This window comes from Arthrobacter sp. AFG7.2, assembly GCF_002892835.1.
GTDB lineage: Bacteria > Actinomycetota > Actinomycetes > Actinomycetales > Micrococcaceae > Arthrobacter.
The window spans coordinates 82977-102142 of the sequence record NZ_PJMB01000005.1 but is presented as its reverse complement, the minus strand read 5'-3'; the positions used below and the strand labels follow the sequence as shown (position 1 = coordinate 102142).

The following is a 19166-nucleotide window of genomic DNA, read 5'->3' as shown; positions in this document are numbered from 1 at the left end:
CTGTTGCTCCCAACCCTATCCCCGGCCGGGGCTTAACGGCAGCAGGCAGGGGCGTCCGCACTGCGGAGCGCCCCTGCCTGTGGTGCTTCTGATCCCGGGGGTCAGATGCGAATCTTAAGTGTCCCGGCTACTCCTGGCGGTATCTGCCGGGGCTGCTTCCGGAACTTCTCCGGCTGCCAGCCGCTCGCTCAGCTGCGCTTCCACCGCCTCCGTGACCTGGTCCTGGACCTGGTCCGCCAGGTGCTCCTGGTAATGCTCCTGCACGGATTCCTGGATCTGCTCGGCAACATGTTCCTGGTAGTGCTCCTGGACCGAGTCCTGCATGGAGTCCTGCACCTGCTCGGTAACGTGCGCGGTCATCTGGTCGCGGGCCAGCTTGCGCTGTGCACGCATCAGCGTTTCGTGTTCCTTGTGGAAGGCCTTGGCCGTGGCGATACACATCAGGATGATCACCACGCTGAACGGAACCGCCGTCAGAATCGCTGCCGTCTGGATCGCCTGCAGCCCGTTGGCCAGCAGCAGGGCGATGGCCACGGCTGCGGCGGCGAGGGCCCAGAAGATTCGCAGCCAGTTTTTCGGCTCCACATCTCCGCCGGTAGAAATCATGCCCATGACCAGGGCACCGGAATCCGCCGAGGTGATGAAGAAGATGGCGATCAGGAGGATGGCGCCCACCGTAAGGATGGCACTGCCGGGCAGGCTGCCCAACAGATTGAACAGCGCACCCTCGGTGTCCACGGTTCCGTCGTCACTGATCAGGCCGCCGGCACCGAACAGTTCCCGGTGGATGGCGGCGCCGCCCAGGACAGAGAACCACAGGAAACCCATGGCGGTGGGCACCAGGAGGACACCGGCAACGAACTGCCGGACCGTGCGCCCCTTGGAGATGCGGGCAATGAAGATGCCCACAAAGGGCGCCCAGGAAATCCACCAGCCCCAGTAGAAGGTGGTCCAGGCGGCCTGCCATGCCTCACCCTCTGCGCCGGAGAAAGCCAGCGTGTTGAAGGTCAGGCCCACGACATTCTGCAGATAGTTGCCGACGGACTGGACGAATTCGCGCAGCAGGAACAGCGTAGGGCCGGTGAACAGCACCACCAGCATCAGCAGCCCAGCCAGGATCAGGTTGGTGTTGGACAGCCACTTCATGCCCTTGCCCACGCCGGACACCACCGAAGCGATGGTCAGCGTGATGATGCACAGGATCAGCCCGATCTGCGTCATGGTGGTGGCCTGGAGGATGTTCGCCTGCTCGAGTCCTGCAGAAATTTGCAGAACGCCCAGGCCCAGTGAGGTGGCCACGCCGAACAGCGTGCCCACCAGGGCTACGACATCAATAAGGTTGCCCCAGCCGCCGGAAACACGCTTGTGGCCCAGGAGCGGCTCCAGGGTCCAGCGGATGGAGATGGGACGGTTCCGGCGGTGGACGGCGTAGGCAATGGATACGCCCACCACAACGTAAATGGCCCAGGCGTGGAGGCCCCAATGCAGGTAGGTCTGCGTCAGTGCCTGCTGGGCGAGCTCGATGGGGGATCCTTCAACACCGGGCCGCGGAGCGGCAAAGTGGTTGAGGGGTTCGGCCACACCGAAGAAGACAAGGCCGATTCCCATGCCGGCTGCGAACAGCAGGGCGAACCAGGACATCACCGAAAATTCGGGTTCGTCCTCATCCTTGCCCAGCTTGATGTCGCCATAGTGGCTGAGGCCGATCCAGAGCGAAAACGCGACAAAGAGTGCAACGGCGGCAACGTAGTACCAGCCGAACCAGTTGATGACGTTGCCCTGGATGGTGGTGAAGAAATCGGTGGCGGCGGCCGGGAAAATTGCGGCGAAGAGGACAAAAACGATGATGATCGCGGCTGCCGGCCAAAAAACCCATCTGGCAAGTGGCTGGCCTGCGGTTCCGGGCGGCCCGCCAGCCCGTCCTGCCGGCCGGGGCGGTTCATCCGTTGGTGGTTGGCTGATGGTCCTGGTGCCAGGTGTGGCGGACATTCCCGGTTTCTCCTTATGCGCTTGTGACGCTCAGACTGCTCTTGAAAGTTCGTGTGTACGTTCGTCTGTTCTATGGGTTCCGTGCGGTGGTTTTGCAGCCTGCAACTTTACGGAACAGGCCCGGCTGCAGGAGCGGGAAATGCCCGGCTCGGCAGCAACGATGCTGGATTGATATCTGCAGCGGTGTGAAGGCAAGCTTAAGCTCGCAAAAAGAGAAAAGCACCAGCTCCGAAGAACTGATGCTTCCCAGTGGTGGCTCCGACCGGCGTCGATCCGGTGACCTTTCGATTTTCAGTCGAACGCTCTACCAACTGAGCTACAGAGCCTAGGTGACTAGTCACCATGACAGCCGGAATCTCTTCCAACAATCAGAGCGACCCTGACGGGACTTGAACCCGCGACCTCCGCCGTGACAGGGCGGCGCGCTAACCAACTGCGCTACAGGGCCTTGCGTTTCTTGCTTCAGCAGTATCTCTACCGCTTTTTTCAAGGCTTCCAGCCTACCAGACATTTTTTGCCTGCTTGACCAGTTCCTTGCGTACCCCCAACGGGATTCGAACCCGTGCCGCCGCCGTGAAAGGGCGGTGTCCTAGGCCGCTAGACGATGGGGGCCAGAACCCGTTCGGAACAAAATAAAAGGCGTCAAGCGAAGCTTTCCGTCTTTGTCCTTTGCGTTTCTCCGAACTGGACTCTAAAACTATAGGGCCTAGGCAGGAATTATCCAAAATCGGCCAAAAACAGCGCCACGGACCGGGCCGGCAGGTGAAGATGGACGGATGGATGCAGTAGCAGCACTCAATGAGATTGCGTTCTGGCTGGAGCGCGGACGCGCTGCCACCTTCAAAGTCCAGGCGTTCCGCAAGGCGGCGGCGGCCATTAGTCCGCTCCCGCCGGAGGAAGTGGCGGAGCGCGCGCGGAACGGGCGGCTGAAATCGATGAAGGGCATCGGCGACCGGACCTACCAGGTGATCCGCCAGGCCGTAGAGGGCCAGGTTCCGGATTACCTGGCGGATCTCCGTGAAAAGGGCGCGAAGCCGTTGGCATCCGGCGGGACGGCTATCCGGGAGGCGATCCGTGGCGACTTGCACAGCCACAGTGAGTGGTCCGACGGCGGGTCTCCCATTGAGGTGATGCTGGCGGCCGCCGGGGTCCTGGGCAGGGAATACCTTGCACTGACCGACCACTCCCCCAACCTCACCATCGCCAACGGACTCTCACCGGAACGGCTGCGCAGTCAACTGGACGTGGTGGATGCCATCAACGACGGCACCCACGCCGGTTCCAGCGGCCTGCCCGAGCAACCCGTGCGGCTCCTGGCCGGCATCGAGGTGGACATCCTGGAATCGGGGGAACTGGACCAGGAACCGGAGCTGCTGGACCGCCTGGACATAGTGGTGGCCAGCGTGCACTCAAAGCTCCGGGCGGACCGGAAGACCATGACAAAGCGGATGCTCGCGGGCATCCAGTCCCCGCACACCAACATCCTGGGCCACTGCACCGGGCGCCTCGTCGAGGGGTCGCGGGGGACGCGGCCGCCGTCGGAGTTCGATGCCAAGGAGGTGTTCGCCGCCTGCGCCGAGAACAACGTGGCAGTGGAGATCAATTCCCGGCCGGAGCGCCAGGACCCGCCCGATGCCCTGATCCAACTGGCGCTCGAGGCCGGCTGCCTGTTCTCGATCGACAGCGACGCGCACGCGCCGGGCCAACTGGACTTCCTCCAGTACGGAGCCGAACGGGCAGAACGGAACGGTGTCCCCGCCGAACGGATCATCACCACCTGGCCCGTGGAACGCCTGCTGGAATGGGCCTCGCCGTCCAGTTAGCCTTCCCTCCCGCGGCTTCCGGCAGACGCGGGACAGGTGCCGTGGCAGGAAGTTGCGCAGACGTGGCTGATTTCCGCCAGCCGGCCGCCCGGATCCCCGGATAGATTTGCTTCATGCCTTCAACCAGCCCTGTCAGCACCCCTGCACCTGCTCAAACCGCAGCACCCCAGGTGAAGGCACTCGGAGTTGTTGCCATGGCGGTCACCGTGGTCCTCTGGGCGTCGGCCTTCGTGGGGATCCGGGCGATCGGCCCCCACTTCTCCCCGGGATCCCTGACGCTGGGCAGGCTGGTGATTGCCGCCGTCGTACTCTCCTTGCTGGTCCTGCCGCAACTGCTGAAAAGCCGCCTCCTGCCGAAAGGCCGGGAATGGTGGCCGATCCTCGCCTATGGCGTGATGTGGTTCGGCGGCTACAACGTGGCGCTGAACGCAGCCGAACACGTGCTGGACGCAGGCACCAGCGCGCTGCTGATCAACGTGAACCCAATCCTGGTGGCGATCATGGCAGGCCTGTTCCTGAAGGAAGGCTTCCCGCGGTGGCTCATCATCGGCAGCCTGGTTGCTTTTGCAGGCGTGGCCTTGATCGCGTTCGGTTCCAGCCAGGCGTCCACGCAAGGAGAGGGCACGACGGCGGATGTGGCGGGCGTGCTGCTCTGCCTCCTTGCCGCCGTGCTCGCCGCCGTCAGCGTCATCATCCAGAAGCCTGTGCTGCGGAAGTTTCCTGCCGCCCAGGCCACCTGGTTCGGCATCCTGGTGGGGGCGCTCTGCTGCCTGCCCTTCACCGGCCAGCTCATCGGCGAGGTCCAGGCGGCACCGCTTCAGGCAACATGGGGGCTTGTCTATCTTGGAATCTTTCCCACGGCGATTGCCTTCACCACGTGGGCATACGCGCTCTCGCTGGTGGACGCCGGCAAGCTGGCCGCCACAACGTACCTGGTACCGGGTACCACCATCCTGATTTCCTGGCTCCTGCTGGGCGAGGTTCCTGCCGTCCTGGGCCTGGTGGGCGGCCTGGTCTGCCTGGTGGGCGTGGGACTGACCCGGCGCAGGAGCAGGAATGCGGGACGGGCCCGGGACGCAGGTTCCCGCTAGAGTCGGAGTATGCCAGCAAGCCTCCCGCCGGGCCTCCCCACCGTTCCAGAGGGTCCCAGCGAACCCCTCCGCTTCACCATGCCCGAGGACGAGTTCGAGGCTGCCGTGGGGGACGCCCTGGACAGCATCCCGGACAAGCTGGCGCGCGCTATGGACAACGTGGCCGTGTTCATTGAGGACGACTATGTGCCACAACCCGGGGAGGATCCGGACACTGTCCTGCTGGGACTCTATGAAGGTGTTCCGCTGACCGAGCGGGATTCCTGGTGGGACGCAGGGTCCCTGCCGGACAGGATCACGATCTTCCGCGAGCCCATCCTGGACATTTGCTCGTCCCGGGAGGACGTCATCCACGAAGTGGCCGTCACGGTGGTACACGAGATTGCCCATCACTTCGGCATCGACGACGACCGGTTGCACGAGCTCGGCTGGGGCTAGCCTTGTAGGCATGGGACACGACCACAGCCACACCCACGGCATCACCGCGACCGGCCGGCACCGAAAGCGGCTGGTAGCGGTCCTTGCCATCACCCTCGCCGTGGTCCTGGTCCAGGTTGCCGGTGCGGTCCTGTCGGGGTCGCTGTCCCTGCTGGCCGACGCCGGCCATATGCTCTCGGACGCTGCGGGGGTTACCATCGCCCTGCTGGCCGCGTGGATAGCAGGGCGTCCTGCCAGTGACCAGAGGACCTACGGGTACCAGCGTGCCGAGGTGCTGGCCGCACTGGCCAATGCGCTGATCCTGATCGTGATCTCCGTGGTTATCTTCAGCGAGGCGATCCGCCGGATCGGTGCGGCACCGGAAGTGCAGACGGACATCATGCTGTTCGCCGCCGTCCTTGGCGCCGCCGCAAACGTGGCGTCCCTGGTGATCCTGCGCGGAGCACACCAGGAGAGCCTCAACGTGCGGGGCGCCTACCTGGAGGTCCTGGGCGACCTCCTGGGCTCCTTTGCCGTCATCGCTGCTGCAGTGGTGATCATGGTGACCGGCTTCCAGGCGGCGGACACTATCGCGTCAGTCCTGATTGCCCTGATGATCCTGCCCCGGGCGTGGTCCCTGCTCCGTGACGTGGTGGACGTGCTGCTGGAGGCTACCCCCAAGGGCGTGGAGGTGCAGATGATCCGTGAGCACATCCTGTCCGTGGAGGGCGTAACGGACGTGCATGACATCCATATCTGGACCATCACATCGGGCGTTCCGGTCTTCTCGGCGCACGTGGTGGTGGAGGACGGCGTTCTCAATGCCCGCGGGGCCGACCAGCTGCTGGACAAACTGATCACCTGCCTGGGCTCGCACTTTGATACCGACCACTGCACGTTCCAGCTGGAACCCGCCAGCCATTCAGAGCACGAGGCACACCAGCACGCCTAGGAGCGCCTTGGCGTGCTCCCTCTGCGTCCGTCAGCTCAGGACGTCCTTGGTCACGAAACGCCCATAGGCCAGCGCCCCGAACACGGCCACGTATCCCGCCTGCAGCAGGCCATTGCTGACGAACGAGTCCCACATCACGGGCTGCCGGAGCAGGTCCCCGAAACCCAGCCAGTAGTGGCTGAAAAGCCAGGGGTGCAGCCACTCAAGCTGGGGCAGCTGGTCCAGGACCTGGGACACCACCGAGAGCACCACGGTGGCGGCCATGGCCCCCACTGGAACCACCGTCAGGGTGGACAGGAAGAGCCCAATGGCGGACAGCCCTGCCAGGGAAACGGCCAGGTAGGCGGCGATGAGGAGGAGCCGGAGCGCAGCCTCCGGCGGCTGGATAACGTCGCCGGACAACAGAGTCACGGGACCCACAGGGAAAAGGGCTGCGCCGATGGCGGCACCGGCGAGGGCAACCGTGAGAGGCGCTGCGAGGCAGAAAGCCAGTGCACCCGCGTACTTCACCAGGAGCAGCCGGACGCGGCCGGCCGGGGCGACCAGCAGGTACCTCAGCGTCCCCAGGTTCGCCTCCCCCGCGATGGTGTCCCCCGCCACCACGCCCACCGTCAGCGGCAGGAACAGCGGAACTGACACCAGCATGGCGGTAAAGGCAACGAACAGGCCGTTCTGCGTGATGCGGTCCAGAAAAGCCGGGCCGCGACCTGGCGGAACAGCCGAGGACACCCTGACGGCCACCGCAATCAGTATCGGGATGGCGGCGAGCGCCAGCAGCAATGCCCATGTGCGGCGGCGGCGGAACAGGACAGCGATTTCCGAGCGGAGGAGCGAGAGACCAGCTCCCCGCGTCCCGGCCTCCGGCGCGCGGGGGGATGGAGCCTCTGCAGGCAGGCTATTGGGCAACATCGAACCCCTCCCCCGTCAGCTCAACAAAACGGTCCTCCAGGCTCTCCCGTTCCACCGCGAAACCCCGGACCCGTACGCCTGCCTTTACGAGCTCCGCAACAATGTCTTCCGGTGCGGCACGTCCTGCTCCCGTATTGGAGCTGGCAAGGGCGGCCGTCACCACGTCCCCGTCCGGCTGGACCGGTCCCGGCACCGGTTCCAGGCCCAGCCTTGCCAGGGCGGACGAGGCCGGACCCGGGTCCGGCGTCACCAAACGAATACGCGAACTCCCGGACCTGCGCAGTTCGGCAAGCGGGCCCTGGGCCACCAGGCGGCCGGCGCTCATCACTGCCGCGTGGGTGCATATCTGTTCCACCTCGGCCAGCAGGTGGCTGGAGACAAAGACCGTTGTTCCATCTGCTGCCAGGGACCGGACAAGGTTCCGCACTTCGCGGGTGCCCTGGGGGTCCAGGCCATTGGTGGGCTCGTCCAGCACCAGCAGTTCGCGGCGGGACAGCAGGGCGTTGGCAATCCCCAGCCGCTGTTTCATGCCGAGCGAATACGCGTGGACCCGCTTGCCGGCGGCATGGCCGAGGCCTACCCGTTCCAGGGCCCGGGCCACCCGTGCTGTGCGGGTCCCGGGATCGGCGTGCCGTCCTGCAGCGTCCAGCCGGTGGAGGTTTGCTGTCCCGGAGAGGAACGGATAAAAGGCCGGGCCCTCCACGAGCGCCCCCACCCGTGGCAGGACATCCTGGAAGCTGCCCGGCATCTCCCTTCCCAGCAGTTTGACGGTCCCCTCCGACGCGGCAGCAAGACCCAGCAGCATGCGGATGGTGGTGGTTTTCCCCGAGCCGTTGGGGCCCAGGAAGCCAAAGACGGCACCGGACGGAACAGCAAGATCAAGGCTGTCCACGGCCACCTGCTGCCCGAAGCGCTTTGTCAGGCCCCGCGTCTGGATGCTTAGCCCGTCCGTCCGCCCTCCCGGTACCCCTGCGGCCCCCGTCACGGGGCAGAGGCTGCGGCTTGCAGTTTGTCGGCCGGGACCATGCCCGCGAAGACGCGGCCGTCGTCCATCAGCAGGACGTTGACGAGCGGGGTGGAGAGCAAACGGCCACCAGGGACGACGACGGCGGCCTGGGCAAGCAGCGGAGTCTCCCCCAGCACGGCGCTGAGCTTTGAGCCGGCTCCCGTTTCTGCCGTAAGCCTGACGATCGTCTCCCACCCGGTTCCGGCCATGTAGGGGCGGATCTTGTCCTTGATGCCGGCTTCAACCTGGTCCGGGGAGGGGTGCGTTCCCGGCTCGGCGGGGAGGCCGGGTCCGGTGTGCCATTGGGTGTGGTTCCGCGGCTGCAGTTCTTCGACGGTGCTGCCCGGTGGCGGCGCGAAGGTGAAGAGAGCGTCGTTCGGGGCCGCAAGGGTGAGGCTGGTGAATCCGGCCCTGAAGGCAGGCTCTTCTGTACCTCGTGCCATGACCTCAACGGAGAGCGGCATGCCGTTTTCTCCGTCGACGGCGATGGATACCTTGCCCACCAGGGTGCCCGCGGTGCGCGGTTCAAGGACGAGGTTGTAGGCGGGCCGTCCGGCTACCTGGACGTCGGGACCGACGGAGACTGCAGTCGAACTGTCTGCCGCGGCAAGGAACCTGGCGGCGAGGTCCTGAGGCGTCGGCGGGACGGGCATACCTTCGTGGGAGGCATCAGGCAGCGCCGGCTGTTCCAGCGGAAGGTCGCCGGCGCGGTCCGGAAGCGTCAGGTGAGCTGCTGAGTTGTCCTTGGAGGAGTAGAACCACACGTCGTTGTCGCGACGGATGATGTCCCGTTCCGCGAACCGGTCCACCACCTGGACGCGTGACTTGGACTTGCCGTCCATAAAAACGCGGACGGTGTGCTCGCCGGTGAGGAACTCCACCGCGGCCGCTGCACCGTCTCCCGATGCAGGACCGGACGTCGGTCCCGTCGCCGGCAGTTCCGGCAGGCCCAGCTCGGAAACCTGTTCCACGGTGCCCGAAAATGTGTGGGTTGTGTGTCCGGCCATCAGGGTGATCACTTCAGCCGGCGTCTTGTCAGGCAGCACGTCCCCGGCGCGGGCCGGAATGGATCCCACCAGGACCCCGGCTGCGATCACGGCGGGGGCGGCCACTGCGGGAACCCACCGCAGCCATGCGCGGTCCGTGCGGCGCCTCAGGGCGCTGGCGATCTTCCGGTGGCGCGTACTCCGGCCGTTCGTTATCCGGCCGTCTCCATCTGGGGAGTCCATACCCCAAGGGTACGCCTCGGGACCGCTCCCCACACCTGCCACCCGGCTGCCGGGATGACGGGCACCAACGGCTCCGGTACGCCGGTTCAGGTACTACGGCTCAGGCACTACCGTTCCAGCGCCGCCGTCGACCGTTATTTTTTGTCCTGTGACAATTCGGGCAGTGGCTTCAGGGACCCCCACCACCGCTGGAATGCCGTACTCGCGGGCAACCACGGCGCCGTGCGAGTTGGGCCCGCCCATCTCCATCACCAGTCCGCCGGCGGTCAGGAACAGTGGGGTCCAGCCGGGATCGGTGGACGGTGCCACCAGGATCTCCCCGGGTTCGAGGTGCGCCCCGACGGGGTCCAGGATGACCCGCGCCCGGGCGGTGACGGAACCCGCTGAGGCTGGGCTGCCGGACAACGCACCGCTGGCAGCCGCCGCATCACCGGCAATGAGCACTTCCGGTTCGGTGCCGTCGGAGAGCAGGACCCTGGGGATATGGCGCCTGCCGAGTTCCCTGGCATAGGCGGCACGCCGTTCCAGGATGATCCCGCGCAGCTTCCGGGGCTCGGATTCCCCATCTGTGTCAAGGCCCCGGAGCGCCCGCCTCGCCTCCTCGAAGTCAAGGAAGAAAATATCGTCAGGGCTCTCCAGCCTGCCATCAGCTGCAAGACCGGTTCCCACCTGCACCAACTGCTTCCGCACCTCAGCCAGCCCCAGGACCACCTGGTACTTGGGCAGCTCCCGCAGCCCGGCGAACAGCCTGGTCCGGCGCAGGGCTGCTCTTACCAGCAGGCCGCGGACCCGGCCGCGGCGGCGGGCCTCGCCTGCCAGCCGCTCCACTTCCGCCTCCGCCTCCGCTTCCGCCCGGCTGAACAGGACATCCGGCGCCATCGCGGGATCAGTGAGGCGCAGGTAGTTGGCCAGGACACCCAGGATGTGGGTGGGGTCATCGGACCACCGCGGGATGCCCACATCGATTTCTGCCACAGCCCGCTGCCCGTAGCGCTCAAGGAACCGCACCAGGCCGGAGTGCAGGACAGGCGGGAGGTTGCCGGCCCTGAACTCCGCCGAAAGGACGGAGGGGTCCCGCTCCTCGAGCGCCGCACGTGAATCCCGGTCATCCTTTACTGCTGAAGCAAGGCGCCAGAGATCGAGGTCCATCTCGGTGGTGATGTTCCGCGGCAGGCCGCGGAGTACTTTCTCCAGGTCCTTCCCGCGGTCCCGGCCTCCAAGCAGCTTTCCTGCCAGCCACAGCAGTGCGAACCCCAGCGCGGGCAGGGGTAGTATGGCGGGCGCCACGGCAAACATCCGGCTTCCCAGGAGCTGCTCGGCGTGGTCAAGCCGGGCAAGTGGCCCTGCGCCGGCTTCGAGCTCCAGGTCGCCGGCGAATTGCCGGGTGGTGGAGTCCAGCCGGTGGAGTGCGGCCTTGGGCCTGAACAGTGCGCGGAGCAAGGTCCCGGGAACGCGCGCCCGCACCGCTGCCGGCAGGACATGCCGGATGATGCCGGCCGGATTCCGGCGGGTCACGGAAAACCGGGGATCGTCCAAAACCTGGCGGAGTACCCTCGCGGACCTGGCCTCCATCACATCGAAGACCCGCGGAAGCATCCTGCGGCCGATGGCGCTCCGGACGGGGGTGGTGACATCCATGTACATGCGCTGCGCCGCCTCGGCATAAGCCGGAGGGCCCTGCCGCGGATCGACAACGGGGATCCCTGCGGCCGTTGCCACGGAGGAAGCAATAAGCCGCAATGAAGCCAGTCCCATGGGTGTGAGCGGCCGGGTGAGCCCTTGGGCGAGGCTGAAGCAGACGTAGACCCTGGTTCCGGTACCTGCGGACCGCCGTTCCGGTATTGGGTACAGCGTGGTGATGGGCCGGGACTGGGTGAGCCAGGGGGTGCCGGCGGCGTCAATGGCCCACTCGGTGTCCTGCGGTGCCCCGAAGTACCGCTCGGCCTGCCTGCCCAGGACTGCAAGCTCAACGGCCTGCCCGTCCGTCAGGCTGGAGGCGTCCAGCCGGCCGGATAAATCCTGGGTCCCGGTTCCGCCGCCGGAAAGAGGGCGGATCCTGATGCGCTTGTCTCCCAGTTTCCGCTCGAGGACCCGTGCCTGTTCGGTATCCACCACAAAGTGGTCCGGGTTGACGGCCCCGGACACGACCGCTTCGCCGAGGCCCGGGGCGGCATCGATAACGGCTTCGCACCGCCTGCCGGTCAGGGGGTTGGCTGTGAACATCACCCCGGCCGTCTCCGCATCAACCATGCGCTGGACCACGACGGCGAGGGCTACTTCATGCGGCGCGATCCCCAGAGCCGCCCGGTATGCCACTGCCCGGTCAGTCCACAGGGAGGCCCAGCATGCGCGCACGGCTTCGAGGACGGCGGTACTGCCAATGACGTTCAGGTACGTGTCCTGCTGGCCGGCGAAACTTGCGAAGGGAAGGTCTTCGGCGGTGGCGGAGGACCTTACCGCCACCGGGGTGTCTTTGCCCAGTGCTGCATATGCCTGCTGCACGGCCGCTGCGACCGGTGGCGGAACAGGCAGTGCCCGGATAGCCTCCCGTGCTTTCCCGGCAACCTCCGCCAGGACCGCAGCGCCGCTTTGGCTCCCCGGTTCCAGGGCTGACTGGAGCTCGGCGAGCTCGGAAAGGACCCCATCCTGCAGAGTTGTGGCGACCGTTTTGTAAGCCTCAGTGGTGAGGCAGAAACCATCAGGCACGGGCAGTCCCGCTGCTGTCAGCTCTCCCAGGTTCGCGGCCTTGCCGCCCACCAGCGGAAGCATGCTGCCATCAATGTGGGCCAGCCGAAGAATCAGGGCCGGGCCGGGGTTCCCCTCCGTCGGGCGGGGAACATTGCCGGCTTGTCCGGGCTGGTGGGCACCCATTGCTGGCTCCTTGCGGCAGGATCAGTCAGGCTGCGCCGAGTACCGGTCCGAACCGGCCGCGGTCCGCCAGGCGCGGGTCCTCCCGGTCCGGGACCACCATGACAGGGCCTTTTGCGTGGTGGAGCACGCCATCGGAGGTTGAACCCAGGAGCATGCCGGTGAAACCGCCCCGCCCGCGGGTGCCCACCACAACCAGTTCCACGTGCCGGCTCGCGTCAACCAGAACGTCCACCGGCGAGCCGTCCTTAAGCTCGGATTCGGTAGCCAGGGTGGGAAAGTGGCTCCGGAGCCAGGCCATTCCGGCGTCCAGGGTCACCTGGATATCGGCGAACAGGGCCTTGCGGTCCATGGGAGCAGGAACCCATGCCAGTGAGCCGCTGTACTGCGGGACTGCGCAGACCACCCGGAGCGTTGCGCCCAGCCGTTCGGCCTGGTCTGCCGCTTCCAGGACGGCCACCCGCGCCTGCTCCGAACCGTCAACGCCCACCACCACCACGTTTTCCACGCGCTGGTGGCCGGATTTTGCCTGCTCGGCCCTGATGCGCCTGTCTTCGGTTGTCTCCCCCAGCCGGTCGGAGCAGATCAACGGCACAGTCACCGTGGGGCATTTTGCGTGGGCCGGCAGGGCACTGCTGACCGAGCCCAGGAGCCTGCCGACGAAACCGCCGCGGCCGCGCGTGCCGAACACCAGGAGCTCCGCAGTTTCGGACATGTCCAACAGGACGCCGGAGGCATCCCCGTTCTCCACGGAAGCCGTGACGTCAATGTCGTAGCTTGCTACCTTCTCCAGCGCCTGCTTGACAATCGCCTCCGCGCCTTCACGGATTACGGAGTCGTCCACCGTGGCATACCCGCCGTCCAATCCCGAGGCGGCGAAGATCGGGACGGAGTAGGCAGTGACGATATGCAGGGGACGGCGCCGCCGCCGGGCCTCGCGCGCTGCCCACACCAGGGCGCACTGGCCGTGCTCCGAACCGTCCACACCCACCACGATTCCCTCGGGAGCGGCAGGACTGCCGCCGTCCTGCGGGTCCGGATGCCACTCTTGTGCGCCCATGGGGTCGCCTCCTCGCGATACTGCGTGATGTTCCGGCTATTCTGCCAGAAAGCAAACCGTTCCCGTGTACCCGCAAACGGGGCCTGAACTGGGAAGAAAGGCTTGATTCCCAGTTCTCACTATTCTCTGTAGTCCCCTCCATAGCAAGCGGGTAAGGGCCGGCGGGCGGAAGTTATCCACAGGCGGCCGGCGGTCTTTCGGAAAGCGCCTTCAGCCGCAGGAAAGAGTTTTGGGATTGGGCTATCCACCGTCCCGAATCTTCTGTAGTCTTCAGGACATTGTTGGTCCGGGACGTCAACTGCCTCTCTCCCTCAGAGCTGCCCGGCAACGCACTGCGGCCGGACTTTGGGGGTAACAGGACGCGCGCAGGCGAGGACGCCTGCACCTGCCGAAACTTCGAAGGAGGAAACTGGAGTGTCAAACATGCCTGGGAATGCCGGGACCGAGCAGACCACCACTGTGATCATTGGCACCGGTCTCTCCGGCCTTGCCGTGGCCGCCGAACTGTGCCGCCGCGGTGTGGATTCGATAGTCGTGGACGGACTGGACCTCCTGGGCGCCGCGCAGCCGGCCAACACAGCTTCCCTGCAGCGCTGCGACGCCGCGGACTCCGTGACCCTTCGGGAACGTAACGAGATTCTGCGGCACCTGCGGAACTACACCGCCAGCCACGACGTAGACGTCCGGCACACCATCCGCGCTGTCCAGCTGACCATGGTGGGCGGCGCGTCCACCCCGGCGTCCGCCCAGCAGTGGGAAGTACACACGCCCACCGGAATCCTGGTGGCAGACCACATCGTGCTGACCCGCTGCGCCCACAGCCAGCTCCGTCGCATGATCAATGACTTCGGCATCACCGTCGGCCGGAACCTGACAGCCGCCATGAGGTCCATCGGAATTTACCTGGTGGGCGTTGGCGAACTGATCACGCCGTCACCCAAGGAGGTCCTGCGCCAGGCCAAGACCGTGGGCCAGGCAATCTCCGCCCGGGTGCACCCCGAGGCGGCGGGCATCCCGGGTACCGGAAGCTTCGCGGCCCTCCCCTGCTGAAGCCAACGCCCGCCGGCGCTCCTGGACGGGCCTTTCAGCGCTCGTCGTCCGCGCCGGCAGTGAGCCTGCGCCGGGCCAGGATTGCCAGGGTGGCCAGCAGGCCCAGGGCGACGGCTGCGAATATCACGATGCTCCACTGGAAAGGTTCAGCTGCATTCGCCGGTTCCGACGCCTCCGCTGTCGTGCCGGGCTGCGCAGTGCCCATGGCCGGGGCGGAGCTGGCGGCAGGGGCGGTTGCGACGGCGGTGTCAGAGGCGGGGACTGTACCGGCCGGTGCCGGGCTTTCCGATGGTGCAGGGCCCTGCGCGGCAGCCGCGGTGAAAGCAAACGTTCCCTCGATGGGATGCGAATCTGAACTGACAACCCGCCAGGCCACGGTGTACTCCCCTGCTGGACCTCCGGTCCGCAGCTTCTGGGACGCCACGTTGTCAACGATTTCCACCGGCCCCTCAGCCCACTCGGTACCGGAAGCGTCCTTGACCGAGAAAGCGGCACCAATGCCCAGCGGGTTTTTGTTGAACGTCACCGAAACCTGTTCCGGAGGCGTGGGAACGGAAGCGCCGGAGGCCGGGCTGCTGGATTCGGCAGCGTCGTGGGCGGCGGCGGGGCCTCCGAACCCCAAGACAGCGGCGAGGAAAACGAGGATCCCAAGCCCAAGGCTCAGGGTCTGGCGGCAGATGGAACGCATGCTTGGACTGCTCCCTTGGTGTTGGCTTCCTAACAGACTAGGCGAAATTGGCGGCCACCCCGCCGCCACCCCCTTAGGATGCAGGTATCCCCACAGACTCCCCCGGAGGACTAATGCTTAAGCAAGGCTCTGCCCTGGACCGGTATTTCAAGGTTACGGAGCGAGGTTCCGACCTTTCCCGTGAGATCCGCGGCGGCTTCGCCACATTCTTCGCCATGAGCTACATCGTGGTGCTGAACCCCCTGATCCTCTCCGGTGCGGACTCGAGCGGCAACACGCTGGGGTTCACGGCGGTGGCGGCAGTTACTGCGTTCGTGGCCGGCATCCTGACCATCCTGATGGGAGCCTGGGCCAAGCATCCGTTTGCCCTGGCAACGGGCCTTGGCGTCAACGCCTTCGTGGCCGTCACAGTGGCCACCAACCCGGGCCTGACCTGGCCGGACATGATGGGCCTGGTGGTCCTCTCCGGCGTCACCATGCTGATCCTGGTCCTCACAGGCTTCCGGACGGCCGTTTTCAAGGCGGTTCCGGACGGCCTCAAAACGGCGATCGTGGTGGGCATCGGGCTGTTCATTGCCCTGATCGGCCTGGTCAATGCAGGCTTCGTGCGGCGCATCCCGGATGTTGCGGGCACCACCGTTCCGGTTGGCCTGGGCTTCGACGGGAAGCTCCTGGGCTGGCCCACTGCCGTGTTCGTGTTTGGCCTGATCCTGACCATCGCGCTGGTGGTGCGCAAGGTCAAGGGGGCCATCCTGATCGGCATCATCACCTCCACCATCATCTCGGTGCTCCTCGAAATGACCCTCCACATCGGGCCAAGCTTCGACGGCGAGACCTCCAACCCGCAGGGCTGGTCCCTGGTGGCGCCCACCTTTACCGAGTGGGCAGCCCCGGACCTGTCCCTGATCGGCAAGGCGAACCCCTTCGGGGCCTTCGAGCACCTCGGTTTCGTGGCAGCCACCCTGCTGGCCTTCGTGATCCTGCTCAGCATTTTCTTTGATGCCATGGGCACCATGGTCGGCCTGGCCAACGAAGCAGGCACCGTTGATGAACACGGCAACATCCCCGACGTGGACCGTGTCCTGCAGGTGGATGCACTGGGCGCGATTGCGGGCGGCGGCGCCTCCGTATCCTCCAACCAGATCTACGTCGAAGCAGGCGCCGGCATCGGCGAAGGCGCGCGAACCGGGATCGCCTCGATCGTCACCGGGCTGTTGTTCCTGGTGGCCATGTTCTTCACCCCGCTCATCAACCTGGTGCCCTTCGAGGCCGTAGCCCCTGCGCTGGTGGTGGTGGGCTTCATGATGGTGTCCCAGGTGGGCAAGATCGACTGGCAGGACTGGGGAATCGCTATCCCGGCGTTCCTGACGTTCACCCTGATGCCGTTCACCTACTCGATCGCCAACGGCCTCGGTGCAGGATTCATCGCTTTCGTCCTGATCCGCACCGTCCAGGGGCGCATCAAGGAAATCCACCCCCTGATGTGGGCTGTTGCGGCAGCCTTCCTGCTGTTCTTCGCCGTGGGTCCCATCGAGGCAGCCCTGGGGATGTAGCCATTGGGCGGGGGCCCGGGCGCGCAGCCCGGGTCCCCGGACCTACACCGGAGTATTGGGGGCCAGGCCCTCATCACCTGACACAGCACGGGCTTTCTTTTCACGCAGCTTGTCCAGCCGGTTCATCAGCGGGGACGTGGTGGCTCCGTGGATCACGATGGACAGCGCCACCACCAGCCCCACGAACGCCCACAGCCACTCGGCCTGGCCGGCAAAATGGCCCTTGCCGAGCGCGTACGAGAGGTAGTAGAGCGAGCCGATCCCCCGGATGCCGAAGAATGAAAGCGCGATCCGCTCGCGCGGGCCCGTCTTGCCGCCGAGCAGCCCTACCCAGCCCGCGAGCGGCCTGATGACCAGCAGGAATGCCAGCGCCACGAGCACCTCGGTCCAGCCGATCCCCTCCAGCAGCCCCCGGGCAATGGCACCGCCCAGCAGGACCAGGATCACCACGGTCAGGAGCCGCTCCAACTGCTCCACATAGGAGTGCAGCACCCGGTGGTAGCCGTGGGTGTGCTCGGCTGCCCGGATGGTCACGGCGCAAACAAACACCGCGATGAAGCCGTACCCTTCCACCATCTCGGTGAGTCCGTAGGCCAGGAATGTCGCCGCCAGGGCAACGAAGCCCTCTGAGTGGTTGGACAGACGGAGGCTGTCGACCCGGGCGGAGAAGAAGAGCCGCGCCAGAACCTTGCCGGTGAGGAAGCCCATGAGGAGCCCGACGGCCAGGCGCCACAGGACGTCCACCCCGAACCACTCCGGGAACCACGCAGCCGGTGACGAACCGGCAATGCTGATGGCGATGGCCAGGTAGACGAAGGGAAAGGCCAGCCCATCGTTGAGGCCGGCTTCGGAGGTGAGGCCAAAACGCACCTCGTCCTCTTTGTCGGCGCCGTCGTCGTGGTCCGCGGGCTCACCCACCTGCACCTCCGATGCCAGGACGGGATCCGTGGGTGCGAGGCTTGAGGCCACCAGCAGCGCCGCGCCGAGGCCAAGCCCCAGGAACCACAATCCCAACAGCGTGAGGCCAATGATGCACAGGGGCATGGCGATTCCCAATAGCCGCCACGTGGTGGCCCAGCGCCTGCGGCCCACCGGTCGGTCCAGCGCCAGCCCGGCGCCCATCAGCGAGATGATCACGCAGACTTCGGAGAGGTGCACCACAAAGTCGCTGTGCGCCAGCGGGTCCGGATCGGGAAGGGTGGGGATCAGGGCGAACGCGGCCATGCCGGCACCCAGGAAAACCATGGGCATGGAGAACGGCACGTTGCGCAGGAGTTTGGGGAGGACTGCGGCTACGAACACCGCAACTCCGGCGGCGGCAAACAGGATGTTGGGGGCTTCAAACATGCGGTGCTCTCCGGCCTGGTATCGCTAACCTGAACACGATGGCGCAGGTGCGATTTCTCTTGGGGTCCCCGGGGGGAGGGACTGCTCCACAATAGCCCCTGGAGCGGGCAGCCGCTGATCATCTTGGATTCCGGACATGGCGACGGCGGCGCTGCTGGTTTTCGCGCTTCCCTTGCGGTGAGCTTGGAGCATGACTCCTTCCATTCCCGCCGTTGACGTTCCTCCCCAGCCCTGGCAGGGCAGGTTCGACGGCGATGACGCCAGCCACCGGCGCTGGTGGCAGGCAGTGTCGGCGTACGACGGCGGAGCGGGCACAACGGGCCGCGGAGCCGGGGCAGGTCCGGAGCAGACCCCGAGGTCCGCCGTGCTGCTCGGTTTCGCAAGCGATGAGGGCGTCCGCCGTAACAAGGGAAGGACCGGTGCCGCAGCTGCACCGGCCGCGATCCGCAAGGCCCTGGCACCCTTGGCGTTCCATCTGGAGCGGGCCGTGTCCGACGCCGGCGACATTGTGGTCTCTGGCGGTGGACTCGAGGCCGGCCAGGAGAGGGCAGGCAAGGCTGTCGCGGCGCTGATCGATGCGGGGAACCTCACGGTGGTGCTCGGCGGGGGCCACGAAACCGCCTTTGCCAGCTACATGGGGGCGGCCTCGTCCGCGGCTGTCCAGGGCGGTCAGCGCCTGGGCATCCTGAACCTCGACGCCCACTTCGACCTGCGCAACGAACCTATTGCCAGCTCCGGGACGCCGTTCCTCCAGATGGCCCGTGCGGAAGCCGCCGCCGGGCGCGACTTCCGGTACGCCGTCGTCGGAATTTCAGAGCCCAACAACACGCGCGCGCTTTTTGGCACCGCCCGGCAGCTGGGTGTGCGATACCTGCTTGATGAGGACTGCGGGATTGAGCGCGTCCGTGGCTTCGTGGCCGGATTCCTTGCGGACATCGACGTGCTGTACCTGACCATCGACCTGGACGTCCTGCCCGCGGATGTGGCTCCCGGCGTCAGCGCCCCGGCCGCATACGGCGTGCCGCTGCCGGTCATCAGTGCCGTTTGCCGTGAGGTGGTGCGGAGCGGGAAGCTGCTGCATCTTGACGTAGCAGAGCTCAATCCGTCCTTTGACGTGGATGGCCGGACTGCACGGGTGGCGGCCCGGCTCCTGGACACCCTGCTGCGGTGACGCAGCATTGCCG

Annotated in this window: 15 protein-coding genes and 3 tRNA genes; 7 read left to right on the top strand and 11 right to left on the bottom strand. The window is 66.2% G+C overall.

Annotated elements, in window-relative coordinates; all coding sequences use genetic code 11:
• Positions 1-114 precede the first annotated feature (114 nt).
• The 4 genes from CXX84_RS10795 to CXX84_RS10780 all read right to left on the bottom strand — a co-directional run bounded on the left by CXX84_RS10795 (position 115) and on the right by CXX84_RS10780 (position 2601).
• The gene (locus tag CXX84_RS10795) at positions 115-1989 is read right to left on the bottom strand and encodes a BCCT family transporter (RefSeq protein WP_102976714.1); all 1875 of its coding nucleotides are present in this window, start codon (positions 1987-1989) and stop codon (positions 115-117) included.
• Between the two features lie 250 nt (positions 1990-2239).
• A tRNA-Phe gene (locus CXX84_RS10790) sits at positions 2240-2315 on the bottom strand.
• A gap of 48 nt (positions 2316-2363) precedes the next feature.
• Positions 2364-2437, bottom strand: a tRNA-Asp gene (locus CXX84_RS10785).
• A gap of 91 nt (positions 2438-2528) precedes the next feature.
• A tRNA-Glu gene (locus CXX84_RS10780) sits at positions 2529-2601 on the bottom strand.
• Between the two features lie 164 nt (positions 2602-2765).
• On the opposite strand from CXX84_RS10780, the gene CXX84_RS10775 reads away from it, so the two are divergent.
• The 4 genes from CXX84_RS10775 (at position 2766) to CXX84_RS10760 (ending at position 6272) form a co-directional block, all read left to right on the top strand.
• Complete coding sequence (locus CXX84_RS10775) at positions 2766-3812, top strand: PHP domain-containing protein (RefSeq protein ID WP_102976713.1); 1047 nt, start codon at positions 2766-2768, stop codon at positions 3810-3812.
• Between the two features lie 113 nt (positions 3813-3925).
• Entirely contained in the window at positions 3926-4903 is a 978-nt protein-coding gene (locus CXX84_RS10770; protein WP_102976712.1) for a DMT family transporter, read from the top strand.
• Between the two features lie 9 nt (positions 4904-4912).
• Positions 4913-5341, top strand: coding sequence for a metallopeptidase family protein (locus CXX84_RS10765; RefSeq protein WP_102976711.1), 429 nt, complete (start codon positions 4913-4915; stop codon positions 5339-5341).
• 10 nt (positions 5342-5351) lie between these two features.
• Positions 5352-6272, top strand: coding sequence for a cation diffusion facilitator family transporter (locus CXX84_RS10760; RefSeq protein ID WP_102976710.1), 921 nt, complete (start codon positions 5352-5354; stop codon positions 6270-6272).
• 30 nt (positions 6273-6302) lie between these two features.
• Here the strand turns inward: CXX84_RS10760 and CXX84_RS10755 are convergent, their stop codons facing one another.
• The 5 genes from CXX84_RS10755 to CXX84_RS10735 all read right to left on the bottom strand — a co-directional run bounded on the left by CXX84_RS10755 (position 6303) and on the right by CXX84_RS10735 (position 13344).
• Positions 6303-7178: an ABC transporter permease gene (locus CXX84_RS10755; protein WP_102976901.1), complete on the bottom strand. Its 876-nt coding sequence runs from the start codon at positions 7176-7178 to the stop codon at positions 6303-6305.
• Positions 7168-8166 carry an ATP-binding cassette domain-containing protein gene (locus CXX84_RS10750; RefSeq protein ID WP_102976709.1) on the bottom strand — a complete coding sequence of 333 codons (999 nt, stop codon included), beginning with the start codon at positions 8164-8166 and terminating at the stop codon, positions 7168-7170. Before CXX84_RS10750 ends, CXX84_RS10755 begins: the two co-directional genes overlap by 11 nt.
• Positions 8163-9416 carry a LolA family protein gene (locus tag CXX84_RS10745; RefSeq protein WP_223253063.1) on the bottom strand — a complete coding sequence of 418 codons (1254 nt, stop codon included), beginning with the start codon at positions 9414-9416 and terminating at the stop codon, positions 8163-8165. Before CXX84_RS10745 ends, CXX84_RS10750 begins: the two co-directional genes overlap by 4 nt.
• A 93-nt stretch (positions 9417-9509) precedes the next feature.
• Positions 9510-12287, bottom strand: coding sequence for a PEP/pyruvate-binding domain-containing protein (locus CXX84_RS10740; protein ID WP_102976708.1), 2778 nt, complete (start codon positions 12285-12287; stop codon positions 9510-9512).
• 25 nt (positions 12288-12312) lie between these two features.
• Positions 12313-13344, bottom strand: a complete 1032-nt coding sequence (locus CXX84_RS10735) for a universal stress protein (protein ID WP_102976707.1) — start codon at positions 13342-13344, stop codon at positions 12313-12315.
• Between the two features lie 423 nt (positions 13345-13767).
• On the opposite strand from CXX84_RS10735, the gene CXX84_RS10730 reads away from it, so the two are divergent.
• Complete coding sequence (locus CXX84_RS10730; RefSeq protein ID WP_102976706.1) at positions 13768-14394, top strand: FAD-dependent monooxygenase; 627 nt, start codon at positions 13768-13770, stop codon at positions 14392-14394.
• 34 nt (positions 14395-14428) lie between these two features.
• Here CXX84_RS10730 and CXX84_RS10725 read toward each other — a convergent pair whose 3' ends face one another.
• Positions 14429-15082, bottom strand: a complete 654-nt coding sequence (locus CXX84_RS10725; RefSeq protein ID WP_102976705.1) for a copper resistance protein CopC — start codon at positions 15080-15082, stop codon at positions 14429-14431.
• A gap of 113 nt (positions 15083-15195) precedes the next feature.
• On the opposite strand from CXX84_RS10725, the gene CXX84_RS10720 reads away from it, so the two are divergent.
• Entirely contained in the window at positions 15196-16635 is a 1440-nt protein-coding gene (locus CXX84_RS10720) for an NCS2 family permease (protein ID WP_102976704.1), read from the top strand.
• 42 nt (positions 16636-16677) lie between these two features.
• On the opposite strand, the gene CXX84_RS10715 is transcribed toward CXX84_RS10720, so the two are convergent.
• Entirely contained in the window at positions 16678-17982 is a 1305-nt protein-coding gene (locus tag CXX84_RS10715; RefSeq protein WP_102976703.1) for a cation:proton antiporter, read from the bottom strand.
• Between the two features lie 190 nt (positions 17983-18172).
• Here CXX84_RS10715 and hutG point away from each other — a divergent pair, with 190 nt between their 5' ends.
• On the top strand, positions 18173-19153 hold the full coding sequence (gene hutG, locus CXX84_RS10710) for a formimidoylglutamase (protein WP_102976702.1): 981 nt from the start codon (positions 18173-18175) through the stop codon (positions 19151-19153).
• Positions 19154-19166 lie beyond the last annotated feature (13 nt).

Excerpts from the sequence above, each read along its gene's own strand:
- CXX84_RS10795 (WP_102976714.1), bottom strand. The coding sequence starts at position 1,989 with ATGTCCGCCACACCTGGCACCAGGACCATCAGCCAACCACCAACGGAT.
- CXX84_RS10775 (WP_102976713.1), top strand. The coding sequence starts at position 2,766 with ATGGATGCAGTAGCAGCACTCAATGAGATTGCGTTCTGGCTGGAGCGC.
- CXX84_RS10770 (WP_102976712.1), top strand. The coding sequence starts at position 3,926 with ATGCCTTCAACCAGCCCTGTCAGCACCCCTGCACCTGCTCAAACCGCA.
- CXX84_RS10765 (WP_102976711.1), top strand. The coding sequence starts at position 4,913 with ATGCCAGCAAGCCTCCCGCCGGGCCTCCCCACCGTTCCAGAGGGTCCC.
- CXX84_RS10760 (WP_102976710.1), top strand. The coding sequence starts at position 5,352 with ATGGGACACGACCACAGCCACACCCACGGCATCACCGCGACCGGCCGG.
- CXX84_RS10745 (WP_223253063.1), bottom strand. The coding sequence starts at position 9,416 with ATGGACTCCCCAGATGGAGACGGCCGGATAACGAACGGCCGGAGTACG.
- CXX84_RS10740 (WP_102976708.1), bottom strand. The coding sequence starts at position 12,287 with ATGGGTGCCCACCAGCCCGGACAAGCCGGCAATGTTCCCCGCCCGACG.
- CXX84_RS10735 (WP_102976707.1), bottom strand. The coding sequence starts at position 13,344 with ATGGGCGCACAAGAGTGGCATCCGGACCCGCAGGACGGCGGCAGTCCT.
- CXX84_RS10730 (WP_102976706.1), top strand. The coding sequence starts at position 13,768 with ATGCCTGGGAATGCCGGGACCGAGCAGACCACCACTGTGATCATTGGC.
- CXX84_RS10725 (WP_102976705.1), bottom strand. The coding sequence starts at position 15,082 with ATGCGTTCCATCTGCCGCCAGACCCTGAGCCTTGGGCTTGGGATCCTC.
- CXX84_RS10720 (WP_102976704.1), top strand. The coding sequence starts at position 15,196 with ATGCTTAAGCAAGGCTCTGCCCTGGACCGGTATTTCAAGGTTACGGAG.
- CXX84_RS10715 (WP_102976703.1), bottom strand. The coding sequence starts at position 17,982 with ATGTTTGAAGCCCCCAACATCCTGTTTGCCGCCGCCGGAGTTGCGGTG.
- hutG (WP_102976702.1), top strand. The coding sequence starts at position 18,173 with ATGACTCCTTCCATTCCCGCCGTTGACGTTCCTCCCCAGCCCTGGCAG.